Raw genomic sequence first — 23,743 nt, forward strand, 5'->3', positions numbered from 1 at the left:
TTTGTTACATGAACTTTTTAGTCTTTATTTTTGGGTATGGACTTACCAATAGGCATTTTCGACTCGGGTGTAGGAGGCACTTCCATTTGGAAGGAAATCCACAAAATGCTGCCCGCTGAACACACCTTATACCTTGCCGACAGTGCCAATGCCCCCTATGGGGAGAAATCCAAAGAGGAAATCCTTCGCCTCAGCATCAAGAACACGGAGTTTTTGTTGGACAGGGGCAGCAAGATCATCGTAGTGGCCTGTAACACCGCCACCACCAATGCGATAGATTACTTAAGGGCCAATTACGATGTTCCCTTCATTGGCATAGAACCCGCCATCAAGCCAGCCGCATTGCAGACCAAGACCAAAAAAGTGGGGGTCCTGGCCACCAAAGGAACCCTTTCCAGCAGTCTCTTCCACAATACCTCCAAACTGTTTGCCGAGGGCATAACCGTCTTGGAGCAGGAAGGTAAGGGGCTAGTGGAGCTCATTGAGGCGGGAAAGGTCCGATCAAAGGAAATGCGCGCCCTATTGGAAGAATTTCTACGCCCCATGTTGGCACAGCACATAGACTGCCTTGTGTTGGGTTGTACGCATTATCCCTACTTGCTGCCCGTGCTGAAGGAACTATTGCCCGAGGACATCACCATCATTGATTCGGGCGAGGCAGTGGCGCGGCAGACCAAGGCCGTCCTGGAAAAAAATGGCGTACTACGGACCTATGGAGGTGCCCCGTCATTTATTTTTTATTCCAACAAAGATGTTGAAGTCTTGAAAAGTTTGATCGATTGCCCCAAGGCCCAAGTCTCCTACCTAGATTTTTGATCAGTGAAAGTTGAACAAATAAAATACTGACTTGGTGCATTATCAAGCACAAGTTCAAGTGTCATTCCAATGTATTTGTGATGATTCGTGCAATTTGTTTCAATGGGAATCTCTTGACTCAACGGGCATGAAAGACTCTTTAATGTTTTATTTTCTTCGATAGGTGAGATAGGTAAAGGCATATCGGTGCGTGTCATCCTTTGGATGGTACTCCTCGTTCAGCAATTCCCATTGGCTTTCATCGATCTTTGGAAAAAAAGTATCGGCCTCAAAAATACCGTGCACCCGGGTCAGTTCTATGTCCGTGGCAAACCGCATGGACTGTTTGTAGATTTCACCCCCACCGATGATAAAGGCCGTTTCCCCTTCCTTGACCAATTCAATGGCTTCTTCCAAGGAGTGCGTCACTGTACAGGGAAATTTAGGGCTATAATCGGTGTCTCGGGTTATCACAATATGCTCACGATTGGGGAGGGGTTTGGGGAAACTCTCCAAGGTCTTCCGTCCCATAATGATCTGATGTCCTGTGGTCAGGGCCTTGAACCGTTTAAAATCGTCAGGAAGATGCCACACCAAATCGTTGTCCTTGCCCAAGGCATTGTTTTCCGCAGCAGCGGCAATGATGATCAATCGCTTCATTGATCTTTTTTTTTATTGATGCCAGAAAGTGGGAAATCGGTCTCTATTTCCTTTTGGATCTCCGTTATGCGTTTCTTTTGCAGTGCGACCAGTTTTTCACGTTGTGCCCGCTCCCAGTCCTGTCCCATGAACCTATGGGTCACGAACACATTGACGGCGTGGATGACGAAAAGGAATGCCCAGATGAGGATGGCCCATATAAACCAATCGTACGTCTCCCCATATTTCAAGATCTTGTTGATCAGCACCAAAAAGACGCTGCCGACCAAAAAGATGACAAAGTGGGAAAACAACCGTTTCTTTTGTTTGATGCGCTTGTGGGCATTCTCCAAAAGTTCGTGCTGTTCCAGATCTATTTCAGGTTTCTTCTTTTTTCCGAATGACAACATGGAATGGCTATCTTTAACAACAAATATAAAGGAAATTGTATCGTCTAATTGTGCCAGTGGTCTATTCGGATGTCACATCGAGCGCAGTCGAGATGTTTTGTCCGCCTTTCGACTGCGCTCAAGAGGACAAAAACCAACATTGATGCGACTTATCATGACAACTGGTACAGTTTATATAATAAATAAATGAATAAAGGAATTGTATCCAAAACATTTGCAATGCAGAACCTAAGAAAAAAATTCCCCGTACTCAAGCAGTGTATCTATGCCAATACCGCCTCGGCAGGGCTATTGAGCGAAGATCTGATGGAATGGCGACAGGGACACGACCTGGACTACCTCATTGGTGGGAGTAAAATGAAGAACAAGGGATTTGCCCATATGCCCGAGATCAAGAAAGTGGTCGGAAAGTTTTTTCATTGCAATCCCGAAAACGTGGCACTTGTACCCAACTTCAGTCTGGGGCTGAACCTCTTGTTGGAGGGCCTGCCCAAGGACAAAACAGTGCTGTTGCTCCAAAGCGATTATCCATCCGTGAACTGGCCTTTCGAGACCCGAAATTTTAAAAGGGAATATGTGGATATCGATGCGGACATGGAAGCGAATATCCGCGAAAAGGTCAAATCGGGAAAGATTGACGTACTGGCCCTGAGCTTGGTGCAATGGGTGAACGGCGTGCGTATCGACCTTGATTTTTTAAAGGAGTTGAAAAAGGATTTTCCCAATCTGATGATTATTGCCGATGGTACCCAATATTGTGGTGTGGAAGAGTTTGATTTTGAAGCATCGGGCATCGACATTTTGGGAACAAGTGCCTACAAATGGCTCTTGGCAGGCTATGGCAACGGATTTTTTCTGGTAAAGGACGGGGTGAAGGACCAATTTGACCTGAAGGGCATCGGCAATGGCTCCGTGAACAACGATGTTTCCCAACGCAACAACATTTCGTTCTGCAAGTTCTTGGAACCCGGCCACTTGGATTCCCTCAACTTTGGCAGTCTGGAGTTTGCGCTCCACTTTTTGGAGGATATCGGTCTGGAAAATGTGCAGACACAACTGCAAAAGCTCTCTGCGAAGGCAATGCGGACCTTCTCTGAACTTGACCTGTTGGAGCCCTATATTGTACAAAGAAAACAGCACAGCACCATATTCAATATCAAGGGGGATGAAAAGCTCTTCAATAGGTTGAACGAGGAGAACATCGTGGCTTCCCCGCGGGGCGGCGGCATACGTCTCAGCTTCCATTTTTACAATACAGAGGAGGAAATCGATGTGATTGGCACACTTCTAAAACGTTGGTTGTCAAAACGATAATTGGTAAAAAACCATAATTTAATTTGATAAAAGTAACCTTAGGGTTAGGTACATTTTATCAATTTGATAAATCGGTGCTAACTAATTGTAAGTAAGCAGTTTTATGTATTGCTTTGTACCGGAATTAAATTATTTGGTACCATGGCTATTAAGAAACAATACCTAAAGAGCAAGCCTATCTGTAAGGTGACCTTCACCGTTCCCGCAGATGAGGCAGAGACCGTTGCCGTAGTCGGTGATTTCAACAATTGGAACCCTACTGCGAGCGAACTGAAGAAGTTGAAGAACGGGACTTTCAAAGGAACCTTCGAACTTCCGATGGAGAACAGCTACGAGTTCAGATATCTGATAGACGGTTCCTATACCAACGACGAGGAGGCCGACCGTTTCCAGTGGAACGAGTATGCAGGCACCGAGAACGCCGTTTTGGAAGTATAAAGACATGCAAGCCACCATCAGGATTCCCCAAAGACTGATGGTGGTTTTTTTATTGGGGCAATTCTTCCACTCAAAGGGTTTTGGGCCGTCAAATTTTACCCATCAGCCCTTCTCCGGTTGTTCGGTCCACAAAACCCCTTTCAAGTCCGGATTTGGGGTCTAGGTTTTCATGGACTTCCATGTTTTCGCCCAATCCAAACTGGGATTGTAACCCCTCCACATCCAGAACCGTATCAAAATAGATCCAAGGTGCAGTTGCTTTGGACCAGGCCAGCCCAAAAGAGGTGATGGCAATCCGTTTTTCATCCGCCAGATAATAGGCCATTTCCCGAATAGGGTCCGATTGTATTTCTTTGATCTTACCGTACAGTTCAAAGCGGTTCATAGTGTAGGTTTTAAAAAAATTTGCTGGGACAGGGAAGCCAAAATAAATCAACTCCACAATTTATTCGGTCCAGTAATCCACCACAAGGACATCCTCGATGTGCGGGCCCGCAATGTCCCCAAAAACCTTATGGTCGGGATGGGGGAGATAGGCATCGCGGTCAGCCTCACTGCTGAACGTGAGGAAAAAGCAATGGGTAAAACCTTTGTTCAGGTTTTCCGGACTATTGTTCAGTCCCCATTCGTACCCTTTGATGAGTGGAATTTTTGCGGGAAGGGCATCAAAGGCCTGTTTTACCTGCTCAATGTCGTCAGCGGTGGAGGTCTCCTTAAATTTGAACAGCACCACATGACGCAACTGACGGGTGGCGGTTTCTTCGGTTTTTTTCACGGTCTCTTTCGATTTTTCGGTGGTTTCTTTTTGGGTGGAATTGCCACAGCCCATCAATAGCAGTGCGGCAAAAAGGGAGATGGAGATGGTTTTCATGTGTTGTTCTCTTATTGAATAAAATACACTTTTTTTATCTTGCCATTTTCAACGTGGTACATGGCGACTGCCTCTACGGTTTCCGTGCCAAATTGAACCCGCTCTTTATCGATCACCACATTGCCCTGAACAATTCGCTCCCTGAGTTCGCAATGCAAATCTGGGGTGTTTTCAAACATTTGGGCGTACTGTTTTCTCATTGTTTCTTTTCCTTTATAGAGCAGTTGGTTGGGGAAAGCATAGACTTCCACATCCTCGGCATAGGGTTCCAGAAAGGCCTCAATATTGCCCAAATTGTAGGCGTTCAGTTGTCGTTGCGCCAGATCGGTCGGGGAATCTTGCAAAACGTCGTTGGGATTGAAAGCCTCACCTTGATTGAAGACCGTATGTATTTGGGTGATATTTCCGAGGTCCTCGATCGGGTTTGCATCCAAGAGCAGAAGATTTGCCTTTTTTCCCGTAGTCACCGTTCCAAACTCATTTTCCTTGCCGAAGAGCTTTGCTCCGTTTACAGTGGAAGCCTGCATGATGTCCCAGTTGCTCATGCCGCTCTCTTTCATGGCCTTCAGTTCGGGCAGGTAGGACGAAGTATGCAAGGTGCCAATATTTCCGGCATCCGTTCCGGTCACGATCAAAACGCCCGCATCGGACAACTTTTTCAGGTTGACCCTTGAGATGGAGTCGCTCTTTTTGAGTTTGGCAACATTCTTCGGGTCGTTTGCATAATTTTTGTAATTCTCGATGAGCGTGGTCTCGGGCAAGTGTTTCAGGTCCAATAGCGTTCCTAATTGATAAGGGTCGGCTTTTTGGAGATCGTGGGTGTCAAAATCCAGTTTTTGGCCAAAAGTGTCCATGTATCCGCCCGGAACGACCAGTGTTGGGCAGAGGGCCACGTTGTTTTTCTTCAGCAAAGCCACAAAATCGTCCGTTATGACCTCGTCATCCACACTATGGACCAAGAAATCGGCACCGTTTTCAACGGCCAATTGTGCTGTGATCCGTTCCGTGGCATGGACTGCCACCTTCAAATTGTGCTTGTGGGCCTCTTCAATGATCGCTTTTACAATGGGCAGGTTTTTGCGCGCACTTTCCTCCACACTCAACCCGTCCGCCCCTGCGATGTACCATATTTTGATAAAGTCCGGTTGGTGGGGCAATTGTTGCCGGACGCCCTTGACGCCCTCTTCAATGGTCTTTGTCAAGGTAAAAACCCCATCATTTCCGAGGTTCGCCAAAGCTGCCGGCTCGTAAGTGGTCAATAGGGGTCCCGTCATGAATATTTGGGGCGTAGCGGCATTATCCTTGAAATCATTTCTTGCGTCGAGCAAATTGAAGGTAGAGCCCACATCCACCACCGTGGTGATCCCGTTTTGGAGGTATCGCTTCAATTTGGTCTCCATGTCGGATTTTGCAAGCGCAATTTCGTCGTTGTAGCCCATATATTTTCTCAGGTCGATGGCATCCGGGCGGGTGTACAGGCCCCCATTTTGGGAGAAATGGATATGCGCATCCACAAGGCCGGGAAAAAGAAATTTGCCCTTCCCGTCGATTACGGTCGCATTTTGTGGAATTTTGATGCTACTGCTTTTTTTGATGTTGGAAATCAGGCCATCGGTGATTACCACGGTCTGATCGGGCAGCAATCGTTGTTTTTCCACATCGGCCACGGTCACATGGAAGATGTAGGTTTGTGCGAACAGGGAAAACGAGCTGATCAGAAAGGCGCAGGCCAAAAGATGTTTTCGTGTCATAGGATGGAGGTTGGTGTTTTTTGAGTACAATCACAGCTAACCGTCTCGTAGCGATGGGATTGTAAGAGGGAAGATACTGATTTTTTGGGCAGGGTGGTGTGTTGGGTTGGAGATTCCTTGGCGTTGGTGGGGGAACAGGATAAAGAGATAGTTTTTAGAACAGTCTTTTATTCACACAAGGCATTTAGATAGAAACTTAAACTTTGCCCTCCTTTGGTCCAGTTGTCCATGGCTTTTTCCCTAAAATAGGCCGTATGGGTCGGAGAACTGGCAGTTGAAATGGCAAAGTACTTGCTTTTTGTATCTGCTTTTTCACTTTCGACCCATTGTATGGTTACAGCAATTTCTTCAACTTCTTCTTCGAGATAGATACTGTAGGGTTCCAAATCTACTTTGAACCATCCTAAAAAATTGTCCTTGATTTCAAAAACAATATTTTTTTTAACTACCAATTCTGTTGGAAGCCCATTTTCAATCTTGTAGAAATTTACCCTGAATTTCAGGGATTTGAAGTCATTCGAGGTAATGTTGAAATTCAAATCCTGGATGTGGCAGTTTTTTCTGATCTTGAACTTCATTCCTCTTTCTTTACTCAAACGGTCATCGATATCTTTTTCGTAGTAAGAGTAGAAATTTGAGTGCATCAATCCAAGGCCTTTGGATGTTCTTCCTATCTTTCTTTGTTTCAGCTCTATTTTTTTTGAGGTCACTATTACTTCGTCCAACTCTGTATGCTGTGGGCGCAATAAAATTGTCCTCTTTTGATTGCTCAAATCCGAGACCAAGTATTTTTCGGTTTTAAAACCTATGTATGAGAAAGTGACGGTGTCTCTTGATGTTGTTCTTTCATTTATGTCAAGTTTGAAAAATCCATTTTCATTGGAAACTGTCCCAACCGTTTTATTGGCAATTCCGATATTGACATAGGGCAAAGGTTCATTGTTTTCAAAGTTCCTTACTTCGCCTACAACCTGTTTGCTTTGGCAATATCCTATTTTACTAAGGGCTAGAATCAATACGATCGTAGGAAATCTTTTCATATTAGAGCTTATTTCAAATAGCTAATATGCGTATGTTCCTGTAAAATGGACACATCTATTGCTCCAAAAAAAACATAAAAGTGAATCACACCGCCACAACCCCTTTGATATGTGGGTGTGGGTCGTAGTTCAAGAGCTCAAAATCATCAAAGGTAAATGCAAAGATGTCCTTCACTTCGGGGTTCAGCTTCATGGTAGGCAAGGGGCGGGGGTCACGGCTCAATTGCAGTTCCACCTGCTCCCTATGGTTGTTGTAGATATGCGCATCACCAAAGGTGTGGATGAACTCCCCGGGCTGGTAACCACATACTTGGGCCATCATTAAGGTGAACAAGGCGTAAGAGGCAATGTTGAAGGGCACGCCCAAAAAGATGTCCGCACTGCGCTGGTACAATTGGCAGGAGAGTTTGCCATCGGCCACATAGAACTGGAAAAAGGCATGGCAGGGGGGAAGGGCGGCTTTTCCGTTGGCCACATTTTCCGCAAACGACACCGAAGTGTCCGGCAATACGCTGGGGTTCCAAGCGGAGACCAGCATACGACGGCTGTTCGGGTTGTGTTTCAAGGTCTCGATCACTTCCTTGATCTGGTCGATCTCCTCACTGTTCCAGTTGCGCCATTGGTGGCCATAGACCGGTCCAAGGTCGCCGTTGTCATCGGCCCACTCGTTCCAAATGCGCACTCCGTTCTCCTGAAGGTACTGGATGTTCGTGTCGCCCTTCAAAAACCACAACAGTTCGTGCACGATGGATTTTAGGTGTAGTTTTTTCGTGGTCACCATGGGAAACCCTTCGGAAAGGTCAAATCGCATCTGATAGCCAAAAACGCTCAAGGTCCCTGTGCCTGTACGGTCGCCTTTCTGGTTGCCGTGTTCCAATACGTGTTTGAGGAGGTCGTGGTACTGTTTCATAATGGGTTAAAGGTAAATGCTTGCAGGTAAAAGGGCAATAGGTCAATGGGTCGACTTATGAATATTTTATCAACGAAGAAGGGGGAAGGGTGGAGGGAAAGCTAAAGGGTAAAAGGTAAAAGGTGAAGGGTGAAAGGTCAATGTTTTGATTTGATGTGTTTGATGAACGATACGATTTTCTGTTGCAGTCTTTGAATCTTTTCTATAACACAATCTGCTGCGTCAGGAGAAAGAAAGCCTAAATCTTGACAAAGGATCAAGTGGTTTTCCAATTCGTAGGCCGACCCAAGGCTAATTTGAAGAAATCGAACAAAATCCTTTTCGGAATATTTGCCGCAACCTTCCGCAATATTGGCAGGAATGGAAATCACGCTTCTATTTGCCTGGGATATCAATCCAAATCGTTCGGAATCTGGTAACAGCTTAGTGAGCGTGTAAACTTCTTTCACTAAAATTCGACCATCTTTCCAGACGGTTAACTCTCGAAAATTTCGCATAACTATATATGTTTAAAAATTCCGAGGTTGAATTCTAAATTTTTATGATTGGTGAAAAGCCCTTTTACCTTTTTGCCCTTTACCCTTTACCCCAAAATCATCCCGGCAATGGTAGCGGAAAGTAAAGAGGCCAAGGAACCGCCCAGAACGGCCTTCATCCCAAATTCGGAAAGGGTCTTGCGCTGACCTGGGGCCAAGGAGCCTATCCCACCGATCTGGATGCCGATGGAAGCGAAGTTGGCAAAGCCGCAGAGCATATAGGTGGCCATGATGACCGATTTGTTGTAGGTAAAGTGCATGCCGCTGGCCATATTTTTGAGTTCCGCCAGTTGGATGTATCCCACGAACTCACTGGCCGCCAGTTTGATGCCCAACAGTTGTCCCATGAGCATAACATCCTCGTTCGCCACCCCGATGAGCCACATGAGGGGCGCGAACACCGTACCGAGTATAGCTTCGAGCGAAAAACTATCGTATGGGGAATTGGCTGCAATCCAATTGTTGAAAGTGGTAAGGTCACCGACCCAGCCCAGAATGCCGTTGATCATGGCGATAAAGGCCACAAAGACCAAGAGCATGGCACCCACGTTCAGGGCCAGCTTCAATCCTTCGGTGGTCCCATTGGCAATGGCGTCCAAAATGTTGGCGCCGATTTTTTCTGTAGAGACCTTGACATCGGTATTGACAGCTTCGGTCTGAGGATACAATATTTTAGAAATCACAATGGCACCTGGTGCGGCCATAACGGATGCGGCCAAAAGGTGTTTGGCAAAGACCAATCGCAATTCAGGGTCGTCCCCACCTAAAAAACCAATGTAGGCGGCCAGTACGGCGCCGGCCACAGTGGCCATTCCTCCGACCATGACCAAGAGGATCTCGGACTTGTTCATTTTTTCGAGATAGGCCTTGATCAGAAGCGGGGCCTCGGTCTGTCCCAAGAAAATATTACCGGCCACGGAAAGGCTTTCCGCTCCGGAAATGCCAAGGGATTTGGAGAGTAACCAAGCCATGCCTTTTACCACTTTTTGGATGATGCCCAGGTAAAAAAGCACAGAGGTAAGGGCGGAGAAGAACACGATGGTAGGAAGTACCTGAAAGGCAAAAATGTAGCCAAAGGTATCCATGTCCACCACAAGACCTTCAAAGAGGAACCGACTTCCGGCCCTCGTAAATTCAAGGATACTGACGAAGACCTCGCCTATTTTTTCAAAAATGTACTGAACAAAGGGTACTTTCAATACCCCAATGGCGATCAAAAGTTGGAGTGCCAAGCCAATACCCACCGTTTTCCAATTGATGGCCTTGCGATTGGAACTGAACAGAAACGAGATCAAGATCAAGACAGCCATTCCCAGTGCACCCCGCCAAAGGGTGTTGAAGGAAAATCCTTGGTTGGGGACAATGCCCGAAGTATGTTGTGTCGAAATGTCGTCAACGATAGTGGTGCCTATGGCGACATTGAGGGAATCTGTGGGTAGGGAATTTTGGCCGAAAGCGACCGAACAGAGGAGCAGGAATATCAGAAAACAGTTGGTCTTTTTCGCCATGTACGTTTATTTGCGCTTGGAAATTTCATCCCGAAGTTTGGCGGCCTTTTCGTAGTCCTCATTGGCCACGGCCTTATCCAGTTCTTTGTGGAGTTCATCGAGGGACATTTCGCGGTATCCGTGGGAGGCCGCTCCGGATTCAATCTCCACGGCTTCCCCTTCTTGAAGGATTTCGTCCACCACGATGCTGTCGTCCTCATCCTTTTCCTCGTCTTCCTTCGATGAGAATTTTAGGAAGATGCCGGCTTTGTCCAAAATGGTCTTGTACGTGAAGATGGGAGCATCAAAGCGAAGGGCAAGGGCAATGGCATCACTGGTCCTTGCATCTATGATCTCTTCCACATTATCGCGTTCACAAATGATGCTGGAGTAGAAAACACCATCCACCAATTTATGGATAATGACCTGCTTGATCACAATCTGGAACCTATCCGCAAAATTCTTGAACAGATCATGGGTGAGTGGTCTTGGTGGTTTGATTTCCTTTTCAAGGGCTATGGCAATGGATTGTGCCTCGAATGCCCCTATGACAATGGGTAGTTTCCTGTCTCCATCAACCTCATTTAAAATAAGGGCATAAGCGCCATTTTGTGTTTGACTGTATGATATTCCCTTTATTTTTAATCGAACTAAGCTCATATTCTCCTCCTAAAAACCCCAAAGGGCCGTTCAAATAAGCGGCAATGCCAGTTATCTGAACAGCCCCTTGCAATGGGCAAATTAACAAAATTTAAGCGTTTTGGGCTTTAAATTCCTTTAATTTTTCGATGAGCTTGGGCACTACCTCGAAGGCGTCCCCGACAATGCCGTAATCGGCCGCCTTGAAGAAGGGGGCCTCAGGATCGTTGTTGATGACCACTTTGGTCTTGGAGGCACTTACCCCGGCCAAATGTTGTATGGCTCCTGAGATGCCGATGGCTATATAAAGATTGCTTGCCACGGGCTTCCCGGTTTGGCCCACGTGTTCGCCATGTGGACGCCATCCAAGATCGGATACCGGTTTGGAACATGCCGTTGCGGCCCCTAGAACATCGGCGAGTTCTTCGATCATTCCCCAGTTTTCCGGGCCTTTAAGCCCTCTTCCGCCGGATACCACGATATCGGCATCCGCAATGGTCGCTTTTCCGACCACTCTGTCCACTTCCACGGATTTCACTGCAAAATCGCCATCTTTCAACGAAGGACTGAAACTGTCCACAGCGGCAGAGCCTCCGTTTTCCACAACGCCGAAAGCATTGTTGGACACCCCGATGATCTTGATGTCCGCACTGATTTCGGTGTGGGCAAACCCCTTGTTGCTGAAAGCGGTCCTTTTGACCACAAAAGGAGAGATGCTGTCCGGGGCGGCGACTACATTCGGCACATAGCCTGCATTCAATTTGGTGGTGAGTATGGGCGCCAAGAACTTGCTGTCGGCACTGGAACTCAATATGATGACCTTGGCACCTTCGGCCTCGGCAGCTTGCGCGAGTGCATCAGCATAGGCCTTTGCGTTGAAGGTTTCCAGTTTGTCGTCTGCTATTTTTAGGACCTTGGACACGCCATAGTTGCCCAAGGAGGCATCGTCATTGGTGTTGAAGGTGACTGCTGTGACACTTGTGCCCATATCTTGGGCCACTTTGTGGGCATAGGAAGCCACTTCAAAGGCATTTTTCTTGAATTTTCCCTTAAGGGATTCGGTATATACTAAAACTGACATATTTTTTGAAATTTTCAATGTTCAAATCCCGATTTCCAAATGGGTCTTGGGGTTGGGATCTTGATGTTGTTGTTTAGATGACTTTCGCTTCGTTGTGCAAAAGGGCTACTAGTTCGCCTACATTGTCCGCATCGATCAACTTGACCGCACCTTTAGGAGCAGGTTTTTCAAATTTCTGGTCCTGGGTGGGTTGTGGGGCTTCCACAGGTTCTATCACGTTAAGGGCTTTTTGGCGTGCCATCATGATTCCCCTCATGTTGGGAATGCGGAGGTCGCTTTCCTGGACTAGTCCTTTCTGTCCGCCGATGACCAAGGGCAACGTAGTATTGATCTTTTCCTTTCCTCCATCGATTTCGCGCATGGCGATGGCATTGTTGCCATCAATTTCCAGCCCGATACAGGTGTTCACGAAGTTCATGTCCAACAAGGTTGCCAGCATGCCAGGAACCATTCCTCCGTTATAGTCAATGGATTCCCTTCCTGCGATGACCAGGTCGTACCCGCCATTTTTGACCACTTCGGCCAACTGTTTGGCTACAAAAAAACCATCGGTGGGCTCTGCGTTCACACGGATGGCCTCATCGGCCCCAATGGCCAACGCTTTTCGTATGGTAGGCTCTGTCTGTGCACCGCCCACAGTGGCCACATGGACAGCGGCACCCTGTTTCTCCTTGAACCACATGGCGCGTGTCAAGCCAAACTCATCATTTGGATTGATAACAAACTGGACCCCGTTTGTGTCAAATTTAGTATCACCTTCCGTAAAGTTTATCTTGGACGTAGTATCCGGTACGTTACTGATGCAAACTAGAATCTTCATATATGCTTAAGGTTTATGGTTTCAAATATAGTCATATAAATCTAAAATTTACTATGCATGCATAGTAAATTTTGTTCTTTTTTTTAGTTTCATCCAAAGCTTTGTTCTTTTAGTTTTTCCTATTTTTGCTTGCATTTTTAAGCATACTGACGAATCATATTAGTACGATATAATGAAGACAATTCAATTCAGGGAAGCCATAGCCGAGGCCATGAGCGAGGAAATGAGAAGGGACGACACCATTTATTTGATGGGGGAGGAAGTTGCCGAATATAACGGTGCATACAAGGCTTCCAAAGGAATGTTGGACGAGTTCGGCCCCGAGCGTGTATTGGACACCCCAATCTCGGAACTTGGTTTTGCCGGTATCGGTGTTGGCTCTGCCATGAACGGGAACAGACCGATCATAGAATTCATGACCTTCAACTTCTCCTTGGTGGGCATTGACCAGATCATCAACAATGCAGCCAAGATCCGTCAAATGTCAGCTGGGCAGTTCAACTGCCCGATTGTGTTCAGGGGACCAACGGCCTCTGCGGGGCAATTGGCCGCAACGCACTCCCAGGCTTTTGAAAGTTGGTTCGCCAACTGTCCCGGTCTTAAGGTAGTGGTGCCATCAAACCCTGCCGATGCCAAGGGCTTGTTGAAATCCGCCATTCGCGATGATGACCCCGTGATTTTTATGGAATCCGAGCAGATGTATGGAGACAAAGGGGAAGTTCCCGAGGGAGAGTACACCATTCCATTGGGTGTGGCCGATATCAAGAGGGAAGGAACAGATGTTACCATTGTTTCCTTTGGAAAAATCATCAAAGAAGCCTACAAGGCAGCCGAGGAATTGGAAAAAGAAGGTATCAGCTGCGAGATCATCGATTTGCGTACCGTTCGTCCGATGGACATCAATACCATCATCACTTCTGTGAAAAAAACCAATAGAATGGTGATTTTGGAAGAAGCTTGGCCGTTTGGTAACGTGGCAACCGAAATCATCTACCACGTTCAGGACAAGGCATTCGATTATTTGGATGCACCGATTGTGAAAATAAACACTGCGGACACGCCAGCCCCCTATTCGCCTGTACTTTTGGCCGAATGGTTGCCCAATCACGAGGACGTGATCAAGGCTGTTAAGAAAGTGTTATATAAGCTATAGTATCCTATTTCTAAGGTATATTAGCCCCGTCAACAGAGTTGTCGGGGCTTTTTTAGGGAACAATTTTTGATAGGAAACTACTTTTGAACCAAATTTGACCGAAATTGAGAACGGGAAACCTTTGGTGGTTATCCCTTATTGTCCCATATATCTGAACATGAAAAGATATCTCCTTGTTTTTTTCTGCCTTACTTTTTTAACTGCCTTTTCCCAGACAAAGATCGAGGGAATCGTCTTGGATGAATTTGGAACGCCCATTGCCTTTGCCAATATCATCTTCACGGGTTCGACCGAAGGCACCATCACGAACGATAATGGCCGTTTCTATTTTGAATCGGACAATACCTATAAAACCATAAAGGTGTCTTTTATGGGCTATGAGGCCAAAGAGATCCCGCTCACGCAAAAAGTGAACTATGGGATGGAGATCGTACTGACGGAATCTGCAGAACAGTTGAAGGAAGTGGTGATCTATACCGGTAAACAATCCAAAAAGAACAACCCTGCTATTGATATCCTTAAGAAAATATGGGAAAAAAAACGCGTGAACGGGGTTCGGAAGTTCAAGCAGTACCAGTATGACAAATACGAAAAGGTGGAGTTCGATCTCAACACGATTGACAGTGCCTTGATTAAAAGTAAACTCTTCAGAGGGTTGGAGTTCATGTTTGAGGATTTGGACACTTCCCGGATAACGGGGAAAACCTACCTCCCCATCTTTTTGAACGAGACTTTCTCAAAAGTCTATGGGGACAACACGATTGAAAAGGAAAAAGAAGATGTGCTGGGCAACAAGAGTTCCGGGTTCAGTGGCAACCAGGCCATCACGGCCTTTGTGGAGGACCTGTATTCGGATTATGACATTTATGACAACTATCTGAAATTTTTTGACAAGAGTTTTACCAGTCCACTGTCCAAAACCGGGATCGACACCTATAATTATGTGCTTTCGGACAGCACCTTCATCGACAACAAATGGTGCTATAACATCATTTATTACCCCAGGCGGAAGAACGAGCTCACCTTCAAAGGGGATTTTTGGGTGAACGACACCACCTTCGCCATTAAGAAGATCAACATGCAGGTCACTAAAAGTGCCAACATCAACTGGGTGAAGGAAATCTATATTGAGCAGGAGTTCAACGTGGTGAGCGATTCGGTCTTTTTGCTCAAACGGGACTATATGCTGAGCGATTTCAGTTTCTCCAAAAAGGAAGAATCAAAAGGGGTCTATGGCAAGCGCACGACGGTCTATGACAATTATAATTTCAATACCAACCGCCCAGAGGAATTTTACAAAGCGGCCTCCGATCCCTATGATCCAAGGGTGTTCTCGCAGGACAGTGTGTTCTGGAAGAATGCCCGTTTGGAAAACCTGAACGATGATGAGTCCGGGATCTTCAAATTGCTGGACACTTTGAAGACCGTACCCAAATTCAGGACCTATTATGACATTGTCAGCATCTTGGGTTCGGGCTATGTCGAAATAGACAAATGGAACATCGACATCGGGGACATCTACAGCACTTTTGGGTATAACGATGCCGAAGGAATCCGGTTGAGGGGCGGTGCACGGACCTATTTTGGCCAAAATGACACTTGGCGTCTGGAAGGCTACATGGCCTATGGCTTTGATGACAAGAAGTTCAAGCACGGATTTTCGGGCAAGTTTCTGCTGGACCGAAAGAACAGGCTCATCATTTCGGGAGGTAACCGAAGGGACATTGAGCAGTTGGGCCTCAGTCTCACCAGTACCAACGACGTCTTGGGGAGGAGCATTGCATCGTCTTCCTTGGTCACGGTCGGTTCCAACAATAGGCTGACCAACATCAACCTGTCCACCTTCAATGTGGAGATGGAGCCCGTGAAAAACTTTAGGATCAGTGTGGGCAGCTCGTTCCGGACCCTGAGTTCCGCATTGCCCGAAGCCTTCAATCTGGATTATGTGGACCCTAGCTCCCCAACGGGTATATCATCCGAAGTAAAACAGCTGGACCTGAACACGACATTGATCTATACCCCGGGCAAACGGACCATTGGGTATGGGGTGGAAAGGGCCAACATCAATGACGATTACAGCACCCTGGTGCTCAACTATACCAAAGGTATCAGCGGTTTTCTGGAAAGCGACTTCGATTACGAACGATTACAGTTTTCATACAGGCAGCCCTGGCAGATTGGGGGATTGGGCCGTTTGACGAGTAGTGTGGAACTGGGCAAGACCTTTGGCGAGGTCCCTTTGAGTCTATTGAGCGTCATTCCCGGTAACCAGACCCTTTTTTCACTGTACAATGTGTTTCCCAACCTCGATTTTTATGAGTTTGTGACCGACACCTATGCCACCGTGCACTTGGAACATAATTTCAATGGGCGCCTATTTTCTCGGGTTCCCTTGTTGCGCAAGTTCAACCTACGGGAGATTGTGGGGCTCAGGGGGGCTTGGGGACAATTGTCCGATGAGAACATCGCACTTAGTGCACCCACCAATATCCCATTAATGGCCCCAGAAGACCAGATCTATTGGGAATATTCCATCGGGGTGGGGAACATTTTCAAGATATTGCGGATCGACTTTAATTTTAGGGGCAATTATTTGGACAATCCCGATGCACGTCGCTTCGGAATCACGGGAACCTTCGGATTTAACTTTTAATTGATGCGAATACAGCAATTTATTTGCCCTATTCCAGCTATACTGGTTATTTTTGCACCAAATTAAAACTTCAAGAATGTCCAAAAAACAAACAGTCACCTTTGACGTGCTCATCGAAATTCCAAAGGGGAGCAGAAACAAATACGAATACGATTTCACTTTACATAAAATACGGTTCGATCGTACCCTGTTTTCTTCCATGATGTATCCCGGCGATTATGGTTTTGTGCCAGAGACCTTGGCCCTGGACCACGATCCCTTGGATGTCCTCGTGCTGGGAACGGAGCCTACCTACCCTATGGTGGTGATGGAGGTGAAGCCCGTTGGGGTCTTTCACATGACCGATGAAAAAGGACCCGATGAAAAATTGATCTGTGTGCCCGTGTCCGATCCCATCTGGAGCAAGAGGGACGATATCAGTGAGCTTAACCCGCACAGGTTGAAGGAAATAGAGCACTTTTTTCAAGTGTATAAGGACCTTGAAAAAAAGAAAGTGGACACCGGTGGCTGGGGTGGTGTGGAAGAGGCCATCCAGATTTACCACGAATGTGTGAAACGCTACGATGAAAGTGAGCACAAAAAGAAACGAACCTATACCATATAGATAATAATAGAGATAAAAAAATACGCCATTTATAAACAATGGCGTATTTTTTTTATTACTTCGTATTTTACTACTTTAGCAGCCGTTAAAAATTTCTTAAACAACTCAAATTATGGATTTGATCGTAAAATTTCTGCCCGTGTTCGGTGTCTTGGGCCTGTTGTACGTTTTCATTAAAAACGTATGGATTTCCAAACAAGAGGTCGGGAACGAAAAAATGGCACGGATTGCCAAGAACATTGCCGATGGTGCCATGTCATTTCTAAAAGCGGAATATAAGATACTCGGCATTTTTGTGGTTGCCGTCGCCATTCTTTTGTATTTCAAGGGAAGCAATGAGGCAGGTTCCAATGGTATGGTGGCCGTTTCCTTTATTGTGGGCGCCATCTGTTCAGCCTTGGCAGGATTTATCGGGATGAAGGTGGCCACAAAGGCCAATGTCAGGACCACAAATGCCGCAAGGACCTCTTTGGGCAAGGCCCTGGAAGTTGCCTTTGCCGGAGGTGCCGTCATGGGCCTTGGAGTTGTAGGTCTTGGTGTTTTGGGATTGAGTACCTTATTCTGGTTGTACCAGGAAATGTGGCCGGGAGCAGATAATCTGTCAATGGTCTTGAATGTGCTTACAGGATTTTCCATGGGAGCATCCTCGATAGCCTTGTTTGCCCGCGTTGGTGGAGGTATTTATACCAAAGCGGCCGATGTAGGAGCAGATTTGGTCGGAAAAGTGGAAGCGGGAATCCCCGAAGATCATCCTTTGAACCCTGCTACCATTGCGGATAACGTAGGAGATAACGTCGGTGACGTTGCAGGGATGGGAGCGGACCTGTTCGAATCGTATGTGGGATCTATCATTGGTACAATGGTTTTGGGAGCGTTTATCATAACTCCGGATTTTGAAGGATTGGGTGCGGTTTACCTTCCATTGGTATTGGCCGCGGTGGGTATCGTGATGTCGATCATTGGAACCTTCTTTGTAAAAGTAAAAGATGGGGGAAATCCACAAACAGCATTGAACATTGGCGAGTTTGGCTCGGCCATTTTGATGGTGATAGTTTCCTATTTTATAATAAATGCCATGATTCCAGAATCGGTTGAGGGTCTGCCATACGGAGCGATGGGAATTTTTTGGGCCACCATAGCAGGTCTTATTGCCGGTTTGGGCGTTGGTAAGATAACAGAATATTATACAGGTACCGGGACCAAACCGGTGAGCTCGATCGTGCGTCAATCCGAAACGGGTGCCGCAACAAATATCATTGCAGGTCTTGGGGTAGGTATGATGTCGACCATGGTTCCAATTTTGTTGATTGCAATTGCCATTTTGGTTTCGCACCATTTTGCGGGACTTTATGGAATTGCGATTGCCGCCGTGGGAATGTTGGCCAACACAGGTATCCAATTGGCCGTTGATGCTTATGGGCCTATTTCCGATAATGCAGGGGGAATTGCTGAAATGGCAGAATTACCACATGAAGTCCGTGAACGTACGGATAAATTGGACGCTGTTGGGAATACTACGGCTGCTATTGGTAAAGGTTTTGCCATTGCTTCGGCCGCTTTGACCGCTTTGGCACTATTTGCTGCATTTATGCAGGTTGCGAATGTTACGTCCATTGATGTTTCAAAACCGAAGGTGATGGCCGGTCTTTTGATCGGGGGAATGCTGCCCTTTGTGTTTTCTGCCCTTTCCATGAATGCGGTAGGGCGTGCTGCGATGGCCATGATTGAAGAAGTTCGTCGCCAGTTTAAGGATATTCCACAGCTCAACGCAGCTTTGGCCGTGATGCGGAAATATGACTCCGATATGTCCAAGGCATCTGCCGAGGACAGGGCTATTTTTGATGCTGCCGATGGCCATGCCGATTACCAGAAATGTGTGGCCATTTCTACAAAAGCTTCAATCAAGGAAATGGTATTGCCAGGATTGTTGGCAATAGCGGTGCCCGTGGCCGTTGGTTTTATAGGACATGCCGAAATGCTTGGGGGTCTCTTGGCCGGAGTGACCACTTGCGGGGTATTGATGGCGATATTCCAATCCAATGCAGGGGGAGCCTGGGACAACGCAAAGAAAATGATTGAGGCAGATGGACGAAAAGGAACCGATGCCCACAAGGCCGCCGTAGTTGGGGATACCGTGGGAGATCCCTTCAAGGATACCTCGGGTCCATCATTGAACATCTTGTTGAAATTGATGTCCGTTGTGGCCCTCGTGATAGCTCCCAGTTTGGTGAACCTTTCTTCTGAGGATGGTATCAGTATGACCAAGGGAGATGGAACTACCATTACCATTTCAGAAGATGGTATGAAAGAGTCCAGAACCATCGAAAAGCAGATCCGTATCGAGATGAGCAATACGGCAGAAGGAGCCTACAAAGCTGTTGTTACCTCAAGTACTGAGGTCAATGGTGAGTTGAAGGAAGAAACCAAGGAATTTGTCGCTGACACCAAGGAAGAAGTGGAAAAATTGGTGGAAGCCTATAAAAACAGTGCTAAGGCAAAGAATTAGCGCTCGCTTTACCACAAAGCTGAAAAAACCACGCCTAGGCGTGGTTTTTTTATGGGGTGAGTTTTAAGGATATAATCTTAAACATAATTAGTTTAATACAAAAGTGATGGGAATGGAATAGGGAACCTTCACGGCAGTGCCTCGTTGCTTGCCCGGTGCCATTTTGGGCAGTTTGGAAATGATTCGGGCCGCTTCTGCCTCCAAGCTCTTGTCCGGTCCGCGCATTTGTACGTTTCCGATGCTGCCATCCTTTTGGATTACAAAAATGACGTTCACCCTGCCCTCTATGCCCATTTCTTGGGCCAATTCTGGGTAGCGGAAGTTTTTCCGGATATGGTTCTGCATCATTTCCTGAAAACATTCCCTTTTTTCTTTTTCGGTCTTTTCGTTTTCGCACCCTGGAAAAACAGGGGCGTTTTCGATAAGGATAAAGGGAATCTGATCGGGAATATCTTCTTCGGCTACGGCTATGTCTTCAATTTCGGCAATCTCCTCATTCTGGTCGGTTTCTGAAGATTCTATGACGGTTTCTATAATTTCCGTGTCATCCTTTTCAATTTTAATTTCTGGAGGGGATTGGATCTTGGGTTTGGGCGGGTCGGGCAATTTTTGCATGGTGATGGGTGCTTCCTCGATCAATTCGTCTTGGATTTTCAGGGTAGCTCTGTCCCATTCATCACTTGAATAAAAGGTCTTCCACTCCAAGGCCAAAAAGGCCATGAGTAGCATCATTGTCATTCCCACAAAAAAATAGAGTAGGTTGTTTCGGTTGGGGTCCAGTTTTTGGTTCTTTTTCGGTTCCATGATTTTCAAGTTTTTGGCCCAAGGGGCGTAGTTAACAGTTGGTCTAAACTACTTTGAAAATCAACCTATTAAAAGGGGAAATGAGGGAACGGGCCGTTTGGGTGAGGGAAATGGAACAATTATTTAAAGAAATACGAGTGTATTAGAATCCCAAGGAAATTCCCACGCCCCATTCTTTCCCATTGTAAAAGGGCATGACCAGTCCATCCATCGTTTCCCCATCCTTGAAAAGGGTCCTTTTGACCCAGGGATGGATCCAATAGGCAATTTTGGTACTGAGCATACCGATTCCCGCACCTGCGGTCACATCGGTGAGCCAATGGCGGTCGTTGTACATTCTGAAGAAACCGGTGCCGGCAGCCACAACATAACCTGTGATGCCATACCAAACGGATACATCCTTGTATTCCTGATATAAAAATTCGGCCCCCATGAAAGCCGTGGCGGTATGGCCAGAAGGAAAAGAGTTTTTGGAAGATCCGTCGGGGCGTTCCTCGTTGGAAACTTTTTTGACAACGTTCACGGTGGTTCCCATAATGAGATAGGCGGTGCCCAAGACCACAGTCCTGTCCTTAAAATTGTTCTTTCCTTTGATGCCAATGGCATTTAGGCCATAAACCGATAAAAATGGACTGTACTGTGAGATGTCATCGATGGTAAACTTGGTATCGATGTGTTCGCTGATCTCGTTTTTGATGTCGGAGTTGATGAATTTCAGTTGATGGCTTTCCAGACCGATGATTCCATAAGTGATCAAGGCTGTCGGGATGATGAGGGATTTGTATTTGAACGGAAGGCTGGAAGGAGGTAGGGAATCTGTCTTGGTTTTTTGTCCAAATGTGAGGGACGAGACCAGGAACCCTGCAAATAATAATATTTTAATACATTTCATTCCAAGTAGAGCATAGGATGTTCATCATTGCAAAGCAAATAAATACATAAAAAGAGGTTGGGAATAATGGATGGGCGTTGCCCTTAATCGTCTTAAAACAACCCATGGATCTCTGCGTCGATGCGATTGATAACCTTGCCCAGGTCTTCAGGATCGGATACAAAATCCAGGTCGTCCACATCAAAAATGAGCAATTTGCCTTTGGCATAAGTATTGGCCCAAGCCTCGTAGCGCTCGTTCAGGCGGCTGAGGTAATCAATGGAAATGGAATTTTCATAATCCCGGCCACGTTTGTGGATCTGGTTCACCAAATTGGGAATGGAACTGCGGAGGTAGATCAATAGGTCCGGTGGCTCAACCAAACTCTCCATCAACTCAAAAAGACTCCTGTAGTTCTCAAAATCACGGTTGGTCATCAGGCCCATGGCATGGAGGTTGGGTGCAAAGATATGGGCATCCTCATAAATGGTTCGATCTTGGATCACATCCTTCCCACTTTCCCTGATCTTCAAGATCTGTCGGTAGCGACTGTTCAGGAAGTAAATCTGCAGATTAAAGCTCCAGCGTTCCATCTGGGTATAGAAATCATCCAGATAGGGATTGTCCACTACGTCCTCAAAATGGGCGTCCCACTTGTAGTGTTTTGCAAGCAAGTTGGTCAGGGTGGTCTTTCCGGCGCCAATGTTTCCTGCTACTGCAATGTGCATAAGATATTGGTGTTTATGATGTTGGTGTTCGAGGACTAGGGAAATCTAATCGGCGCAATATACAAAGTATATCCACTTCAAGAAAAAAAACTGGACGAAATGGAAAAGGAGCAAACCTCAGGGAACAAAGTTTTGAAATATGATTCAAATACGTACTTTTGCCCATCAGAACGAGGAAAGATTTGACTGATTGCAACCTCCGTTGCCAAAATGGTTTGGCACAAGAAAAATGCTAAAGCAGTTCGTGTTGGGTTTTGCCCGGCACCACTCTTCAAGGGTCGCGAACTTCTTTATTGGGCATCTGTCAGAACAATTCCATATAAATAAGAACAATGCCATATTTGTTTACATCAGAATCTGTTAGTGAGGGCCATCCGGATAAGATCGCGGACCAGATCAGTGATGCCCTATTGGATAATTTTTTGGCCTTTGACCCTGAGAGCAAAGTGGCCTGCGAGACCTTGGTGACCACGGGTCAGGTGGTCTTGGCCGGCGAGGTGAAGAGCCATACTTATGTGGACCTGCAGAGCATTGCCAGGGAGGTCATCAACAATATTGGCTATACCAAGGGCGAATATAAGTTCAGTGGCGATTCCTGTGGGGTGATCTCATTGATCCACGAACAGTCGCAGGACATCAACCAAGGGGTAGACCGGGGCAGTAAGGAAGAGCAAGGTGCCGGTGACCAGGGTATGATGTTCGGTTATGCTACTAAGGAAACCGATAACTACATGCCTTTGGCGTTGGATATTTCACATAAGATTTTGCAGGTACTTGCCGATTTGCGCAGGGAAGGGAAACGGATCAGTTATCTGCGTCCCGATGCCAAGTCCCAGGTAACCATTGAATATTCCGATGACAACGTGCCACAGCGTATCGATACCATAGTAGTTTCTACCCAGCACGATGAATTTGCTACGGATGAGGTAATGCTCGCCCAGATCAAGGAAGATATCATCAATATTCTTATCCCCGAGGTGAAAAGCCTGTTGCCGGAGGATATCCAAAAACTTTTCAACGATAAGATCAAATACCACATCAACCCTACCGGAAAGTTTGTGATTGGTGGACCACATGGCGATACTGGACTGACCGGTAGAAAGATCATTGTGGATACCTACGGAGGTAAGGGAGCCCATGGTGGAGGTGCTTTTAGTGGCAAAGACCCGAGCAAGGTGGACCGAAGTGCTGCTTATGCCGCGCGACACATGGCAAAGAACTTGGTCGCTGCCGGGGTGGCCGATGAAATCTTAGTGCAGGTCAGTTATGCTATCGGGGTGGTGGAACCGACCTCCATTTTTGTGGAAACCTATGGTTCATCCAACGTAAAACTAAGTGATGGTGAGATTGCCAAGAAGGCAGCTGAGCTTTTCGATATGCGGCCTTTTGCCATTGAGGAACGTCTAAAACTGCGCAATCCCATATATCTGGAAACCGCTGCTTATGGACATTTGGGCAAAGAACCCCAAACCTTGACCAAGGTGTTCGAGTCCCCCTACAATGGAAGGATCGAAAAAGAAGTGGAGCTCTTCACTTGGGAAAAACTGGATATGGTGGACAAGGTGAAATCAGCATTTGGGTTATAATCCAACATTCATTCACATAAAAAAGAAAGGAGCTCTATGGAAGGGCTCCTTTTTTTATTGGCATACTCTAGGGAACTTTAGTAGATTTAGGGAATCAAAAATATCCC

23 protein-coding genes are annotated in these 23,743 nt (G+C 46.4%); 8 read left to right on the top strand and 15 right to left on the bottom strand.

Translation table 11 applies throughout. The features are described from left to right. The first annotated feature begins 36 nt into the window (after window positions 1–36). Window positions 37–816 (top strand): glutamate racemase, encoded by a 780-nt coding sequence (gene murI, locus D2V93_RS12210; protein ID WP_119619704.1) that lies wholly within the window; start codon window positions 37–39, stop codon window positions 814–816. Between the two features lie 147 nt (window positions 817–963). Here murI and D2V93_RS12215 read toward each other — a convergent pair whose 3' ends face one another. Then, window positions 964–1,455 (bottom strand): dihydrofolate reductase, encoded by a 492-nt coding sequence (locus D2V93_RS12215; protein ID WP_119619705.1) that lies wholly within the window; start codon window positions 1,453–1,455, stop codon window positions 964–966. Next, window positions 1,452–1,844 (bottom strand): 2TM domain-containing protein, encoded by a 393-nt coding sequence (locus D2V93_RS12220; protein WP_119619706.1) that lies wholly within the window; start codon window positions 1,842–1,844, stop codon window positions 1,452–1,454. Before D2V93_RS12220 ends, D2V93_RS12215 begins: the two co-directional genes overlap by 4 nt. Before the next feature lie 219 nt (window positions 1,845–2,063). Between D2V93_RS12220 and D2V93_RS12225 the strand changes: the two genes are divergently transcribed. Then, window positions 2,064–3,158, top strand: coding sequence for an aminotransferase class V-fold PLP-dependent enzyme (locus D2V93_RS12225; protein ID WP_119619707.1), 1,095 nt, complete (start codon window positions 2,064–2,066; stop codon window positions 3,156–3,158). A gap of 141 nt (window positions 3,159–3,299) precedes the next feature. Then, window positions 3,300–3,596: an isoamylase early set domain-containing protein gene (locus tag D2V93_RS12230; protein WP_072878378.1), complete on the top strand. Its 297-nt coding sequence runs from the start codon at window positions 3,300–3,302 to the stop codon at window positions 3,594–3,596. An 88-nt stretch (window positions 3,597–3,684) separates the two neighbouring features. On the opposite strand, the gene D2V93_RS12235 is transcribed toward D2V93_RS12230, so the two are convergent. The 10 genes from D2V93_RS12235 to D2V93_RS12280 form a co-directional block, all read right to left on the bottom strand. Continuing rightward, complete coding sequence (locus D2V93_RS12235; protein ID WP_072878380.1) at window positions 3,685–3,981, bottom strand: hypothetical protein; 297 nt, start codon at window positions 3,979–3,981, stop codon at window positions 3,685–3,687. Window positions 3,982–4,041: 60 nt separating this feature from the next. Then, a complete protein-coding gene (locus D2V93_RS12240; protein ID WP_119619708.1) occupies window positions 4,042–4,467 on the bottom strand; it encodes a Dabb family protein in 426 nt (141 codons plus the stop codon). A gap of 11 nt (window positions 4,468–4,478) precedes the next feature. Continuing rightward, complete coding sequence (locus D2V93_RS12245) at window positions 4,479–6,218, bottom strand: amidohydrolase family protein (protein ID WP_119619709.1); 1,740 nt, start codon at window positions 6,216–6,218, stop codon at window positions 4,479–4,481. Window positions 6,219–6,385: 167 nt separating this feature from the next. Next, window positions 6,386–7,258 carry a carboxypeptidase-like regulatory domain-containing protein gene (locus D2V93_RS12250; RefSeq protein ID WP_119619710.1) on the bottom strand — a complete coding sequence of 291 codons (873 nt, stop codon included), beginning with the start codon at window positions 7,256–7,258 and terminating at the stop codon, window positions 6,386–6,388. Window positions 7,259–7,343: 85 nt separating this feature from the next. Further along, on the bottom strand, window positions 7,344–8,168 hold the full coding sequence (locus D2V93_RS12255; protein ID WP_119619711.1) for a thymidylate synthase: 825 nt from the start codon (window positions 8,166–8,168) through the stop codon (window positions 7,344–7,346). Between the two features lie 137 nt (window positions 8,169–8,305). Further along, window positions 8,306–8,665 (bottom strand): four helix bundle protein, encoded by a 360-nt coding sequence (locus D2V93_RS12260; RefSeq protein ID WP_119619712.1) that lies wholly within the window; start codon window positions 8,663–8,665, stop codon window positions 8,306–8,308. Between the two features lie 86 nt (window positions 8,666–8,751). Continuing rightward, window positions 8,752–10,212 carry a NupC/NupG family nucleoside CNT transporter gene (locus D2V93_RS12265; protein WP_119619713.1) on the bottom strand — a complete coding sequence of 487 codons (1,461 nt, stop codon included), beginning with the start codon at window positions 10,210–10,212 and terminating at the stop codon, window positions 8,752–8,754. Between the two features lie 6 nt (window positions 10,213–10,218). Then, a complete protein-coding gene (locus D2V93_RS12270) occupies window positions 10,219–10,851 on the bottom strand; it encodes a bifunctional nuclease family protein (RefSeq protein WP_072878396.1) in 633 nt (210 codons plus the stop codon). A 91-nt stretch (window positions 10,852–10,942) separates the two neighbouring features. Next, window positions 10,943–11,911, bottom strand: a complete 969-nt coding sequence (locus D2V93_RS12275; protein WP_119619714.1) for an electron transfer flavoprotein subunit alpha/FixB family protein — start codon at window positions 11,909–11,911, stop codon at window positions 10,943–10,945. 73 nt (window positions 11,912–11,984) lie between these two features. Beyond that, window positions 11,985–12,731: an electron transfer flavoprotein subunit beta/FixA family protein gene (locus D2V93_RS12280; RefSeq protein WP_119619715.1), complete on the bottom strand. Its 747-nt coding sequence runs from the start codon at window positions 12,729–12,731 to the stop codon at window positions 11,985–11,987. Window positions 12,732–12,903: 172 nt separating this feature from the next. Between D2V93_RS12280 and D2V93_RS12285 the strand changes: the two genes are divergently transcribed. From D2V93_RS12285 to D2V93_RS12300, 4 genes are all read left to right on the top strand, one after another. Next, on the top strand, window positions 12,904–13,884 hold the full coding sequence (locus D2V93_RS12285; protein WP_072878403.1) for a pyruvate dehydrogenase complex E1 component subunit beta: 981 nt from the start codon (window positions 12,904–12,906) through the stop codon (window positions 13,882–13,884). A 157-nt stretch (window positions 13,885–14,041) separates the two neighbouring features. Continuing rightward, window positions 14,042–16,537: a DUF5686 and carboxypeptidase-like regulatory domain-containing protein gene (locus D2V93_RS12290; RefSeq protein WP_119619754.1), complete on the top strand. Its 2,496-nt coding sequence runs from the start codon at window positions 14,042–14,044 to the stop codon at window positions 16,535–16,537. A 76-nt stretch (window positions 16,538–16,613) separates the two neighbouring features. Next, entirely contained in the window at window positions 16,614–17,141 is a 528-nt protein-coding gene (locus D2V93_RS12295) for an inorganic diphosphatase (protein WP_072878405.1), read from the top strand. A 112-nt stretch (window positions 17,142–17,253) separates the two neighbouring features. Next, window positions 17,254–19,647 (top strand): sodium-translocating pyrophosphatase, encoded by a 2,394-nt coding sequence (locus tag D2V93_RS12300; RefSeq protein WP_119619716.1) that lies wholly within the window; start codon window positions 17,254–17,256, stop codon window positions 19,645–19,647. Window positions 19,648–19,734: 87 nt separating this feature from the next. Here the strand turns inward: D2V93_RS12300 and D2V93_RS12305 are convergent, their stop codons facing one another. The 3 genes from D2V93_RS12305 to D2V93_RS12315 form a co-directional block, all read right to left on the bottom strand. Then, window positions 19,735–20,451 (bottom strand): energy transducer TonB, encoded by a 717-nt coding sequence (locus tag D2V93_RS12305; protein ID WP_119619717.1) that lies wholly within the window; start codon window positions 20,449–20,451, stop codon window positions 19,735–19,737. Between the two features lie 142 nt (window positions 20,452–20,593). Next, a complete protein-coding gene (locus tag D2V93_RS12310; protein WP_119619718.1) occupies window positions 20,594–21,343 on the bottom strand; it encodes a phosphatase PAP2 family protein in 750 nt (249 codons plus the stop codon). A 92-nt stretch (window positions 21,344–21,435) separates the two neighbouring features. After that, window positions 21,436–22,050 (bottom strand): deoxynucleoside kinase, encoded by a 615-nt coding sequence (locus D2V93_RS12315; protein WP_072878413.1) that lies wholly within the window; start codon window positions 22,048–22,050, stop codon window positions 21,436–21,438. Between the two features lie 332 nt (window positions 22,051–22,382). Between D2V93_RS12315 and metK the strand changes: the two genes are divergently transcribed. Then, window positions 22,383–23,636 (top strand): methionine adenosyltransferase, encoded by a 1,254-nt coding sequence (gene metK, locus D2V93_RS12320; RefSeq protein ID WP_119619719.1) that lies wholly within the window; start codon window positions 22,383–22,385, stop codon window positions 23,634–23,636. Window positions 23,637–23,743: the final 107 nt, after the last annotated feature.

Origin of the sequence: Flagellimonas taeanensis, from assembly GCF_003584105.1 — a bacterium.
GTDB lineage: Bacteria > Bacteroidota > Bacteroidia > Flavobacteriales > Flavobacteriaceae > Flagellimonas > Flagellimonas taeanensis.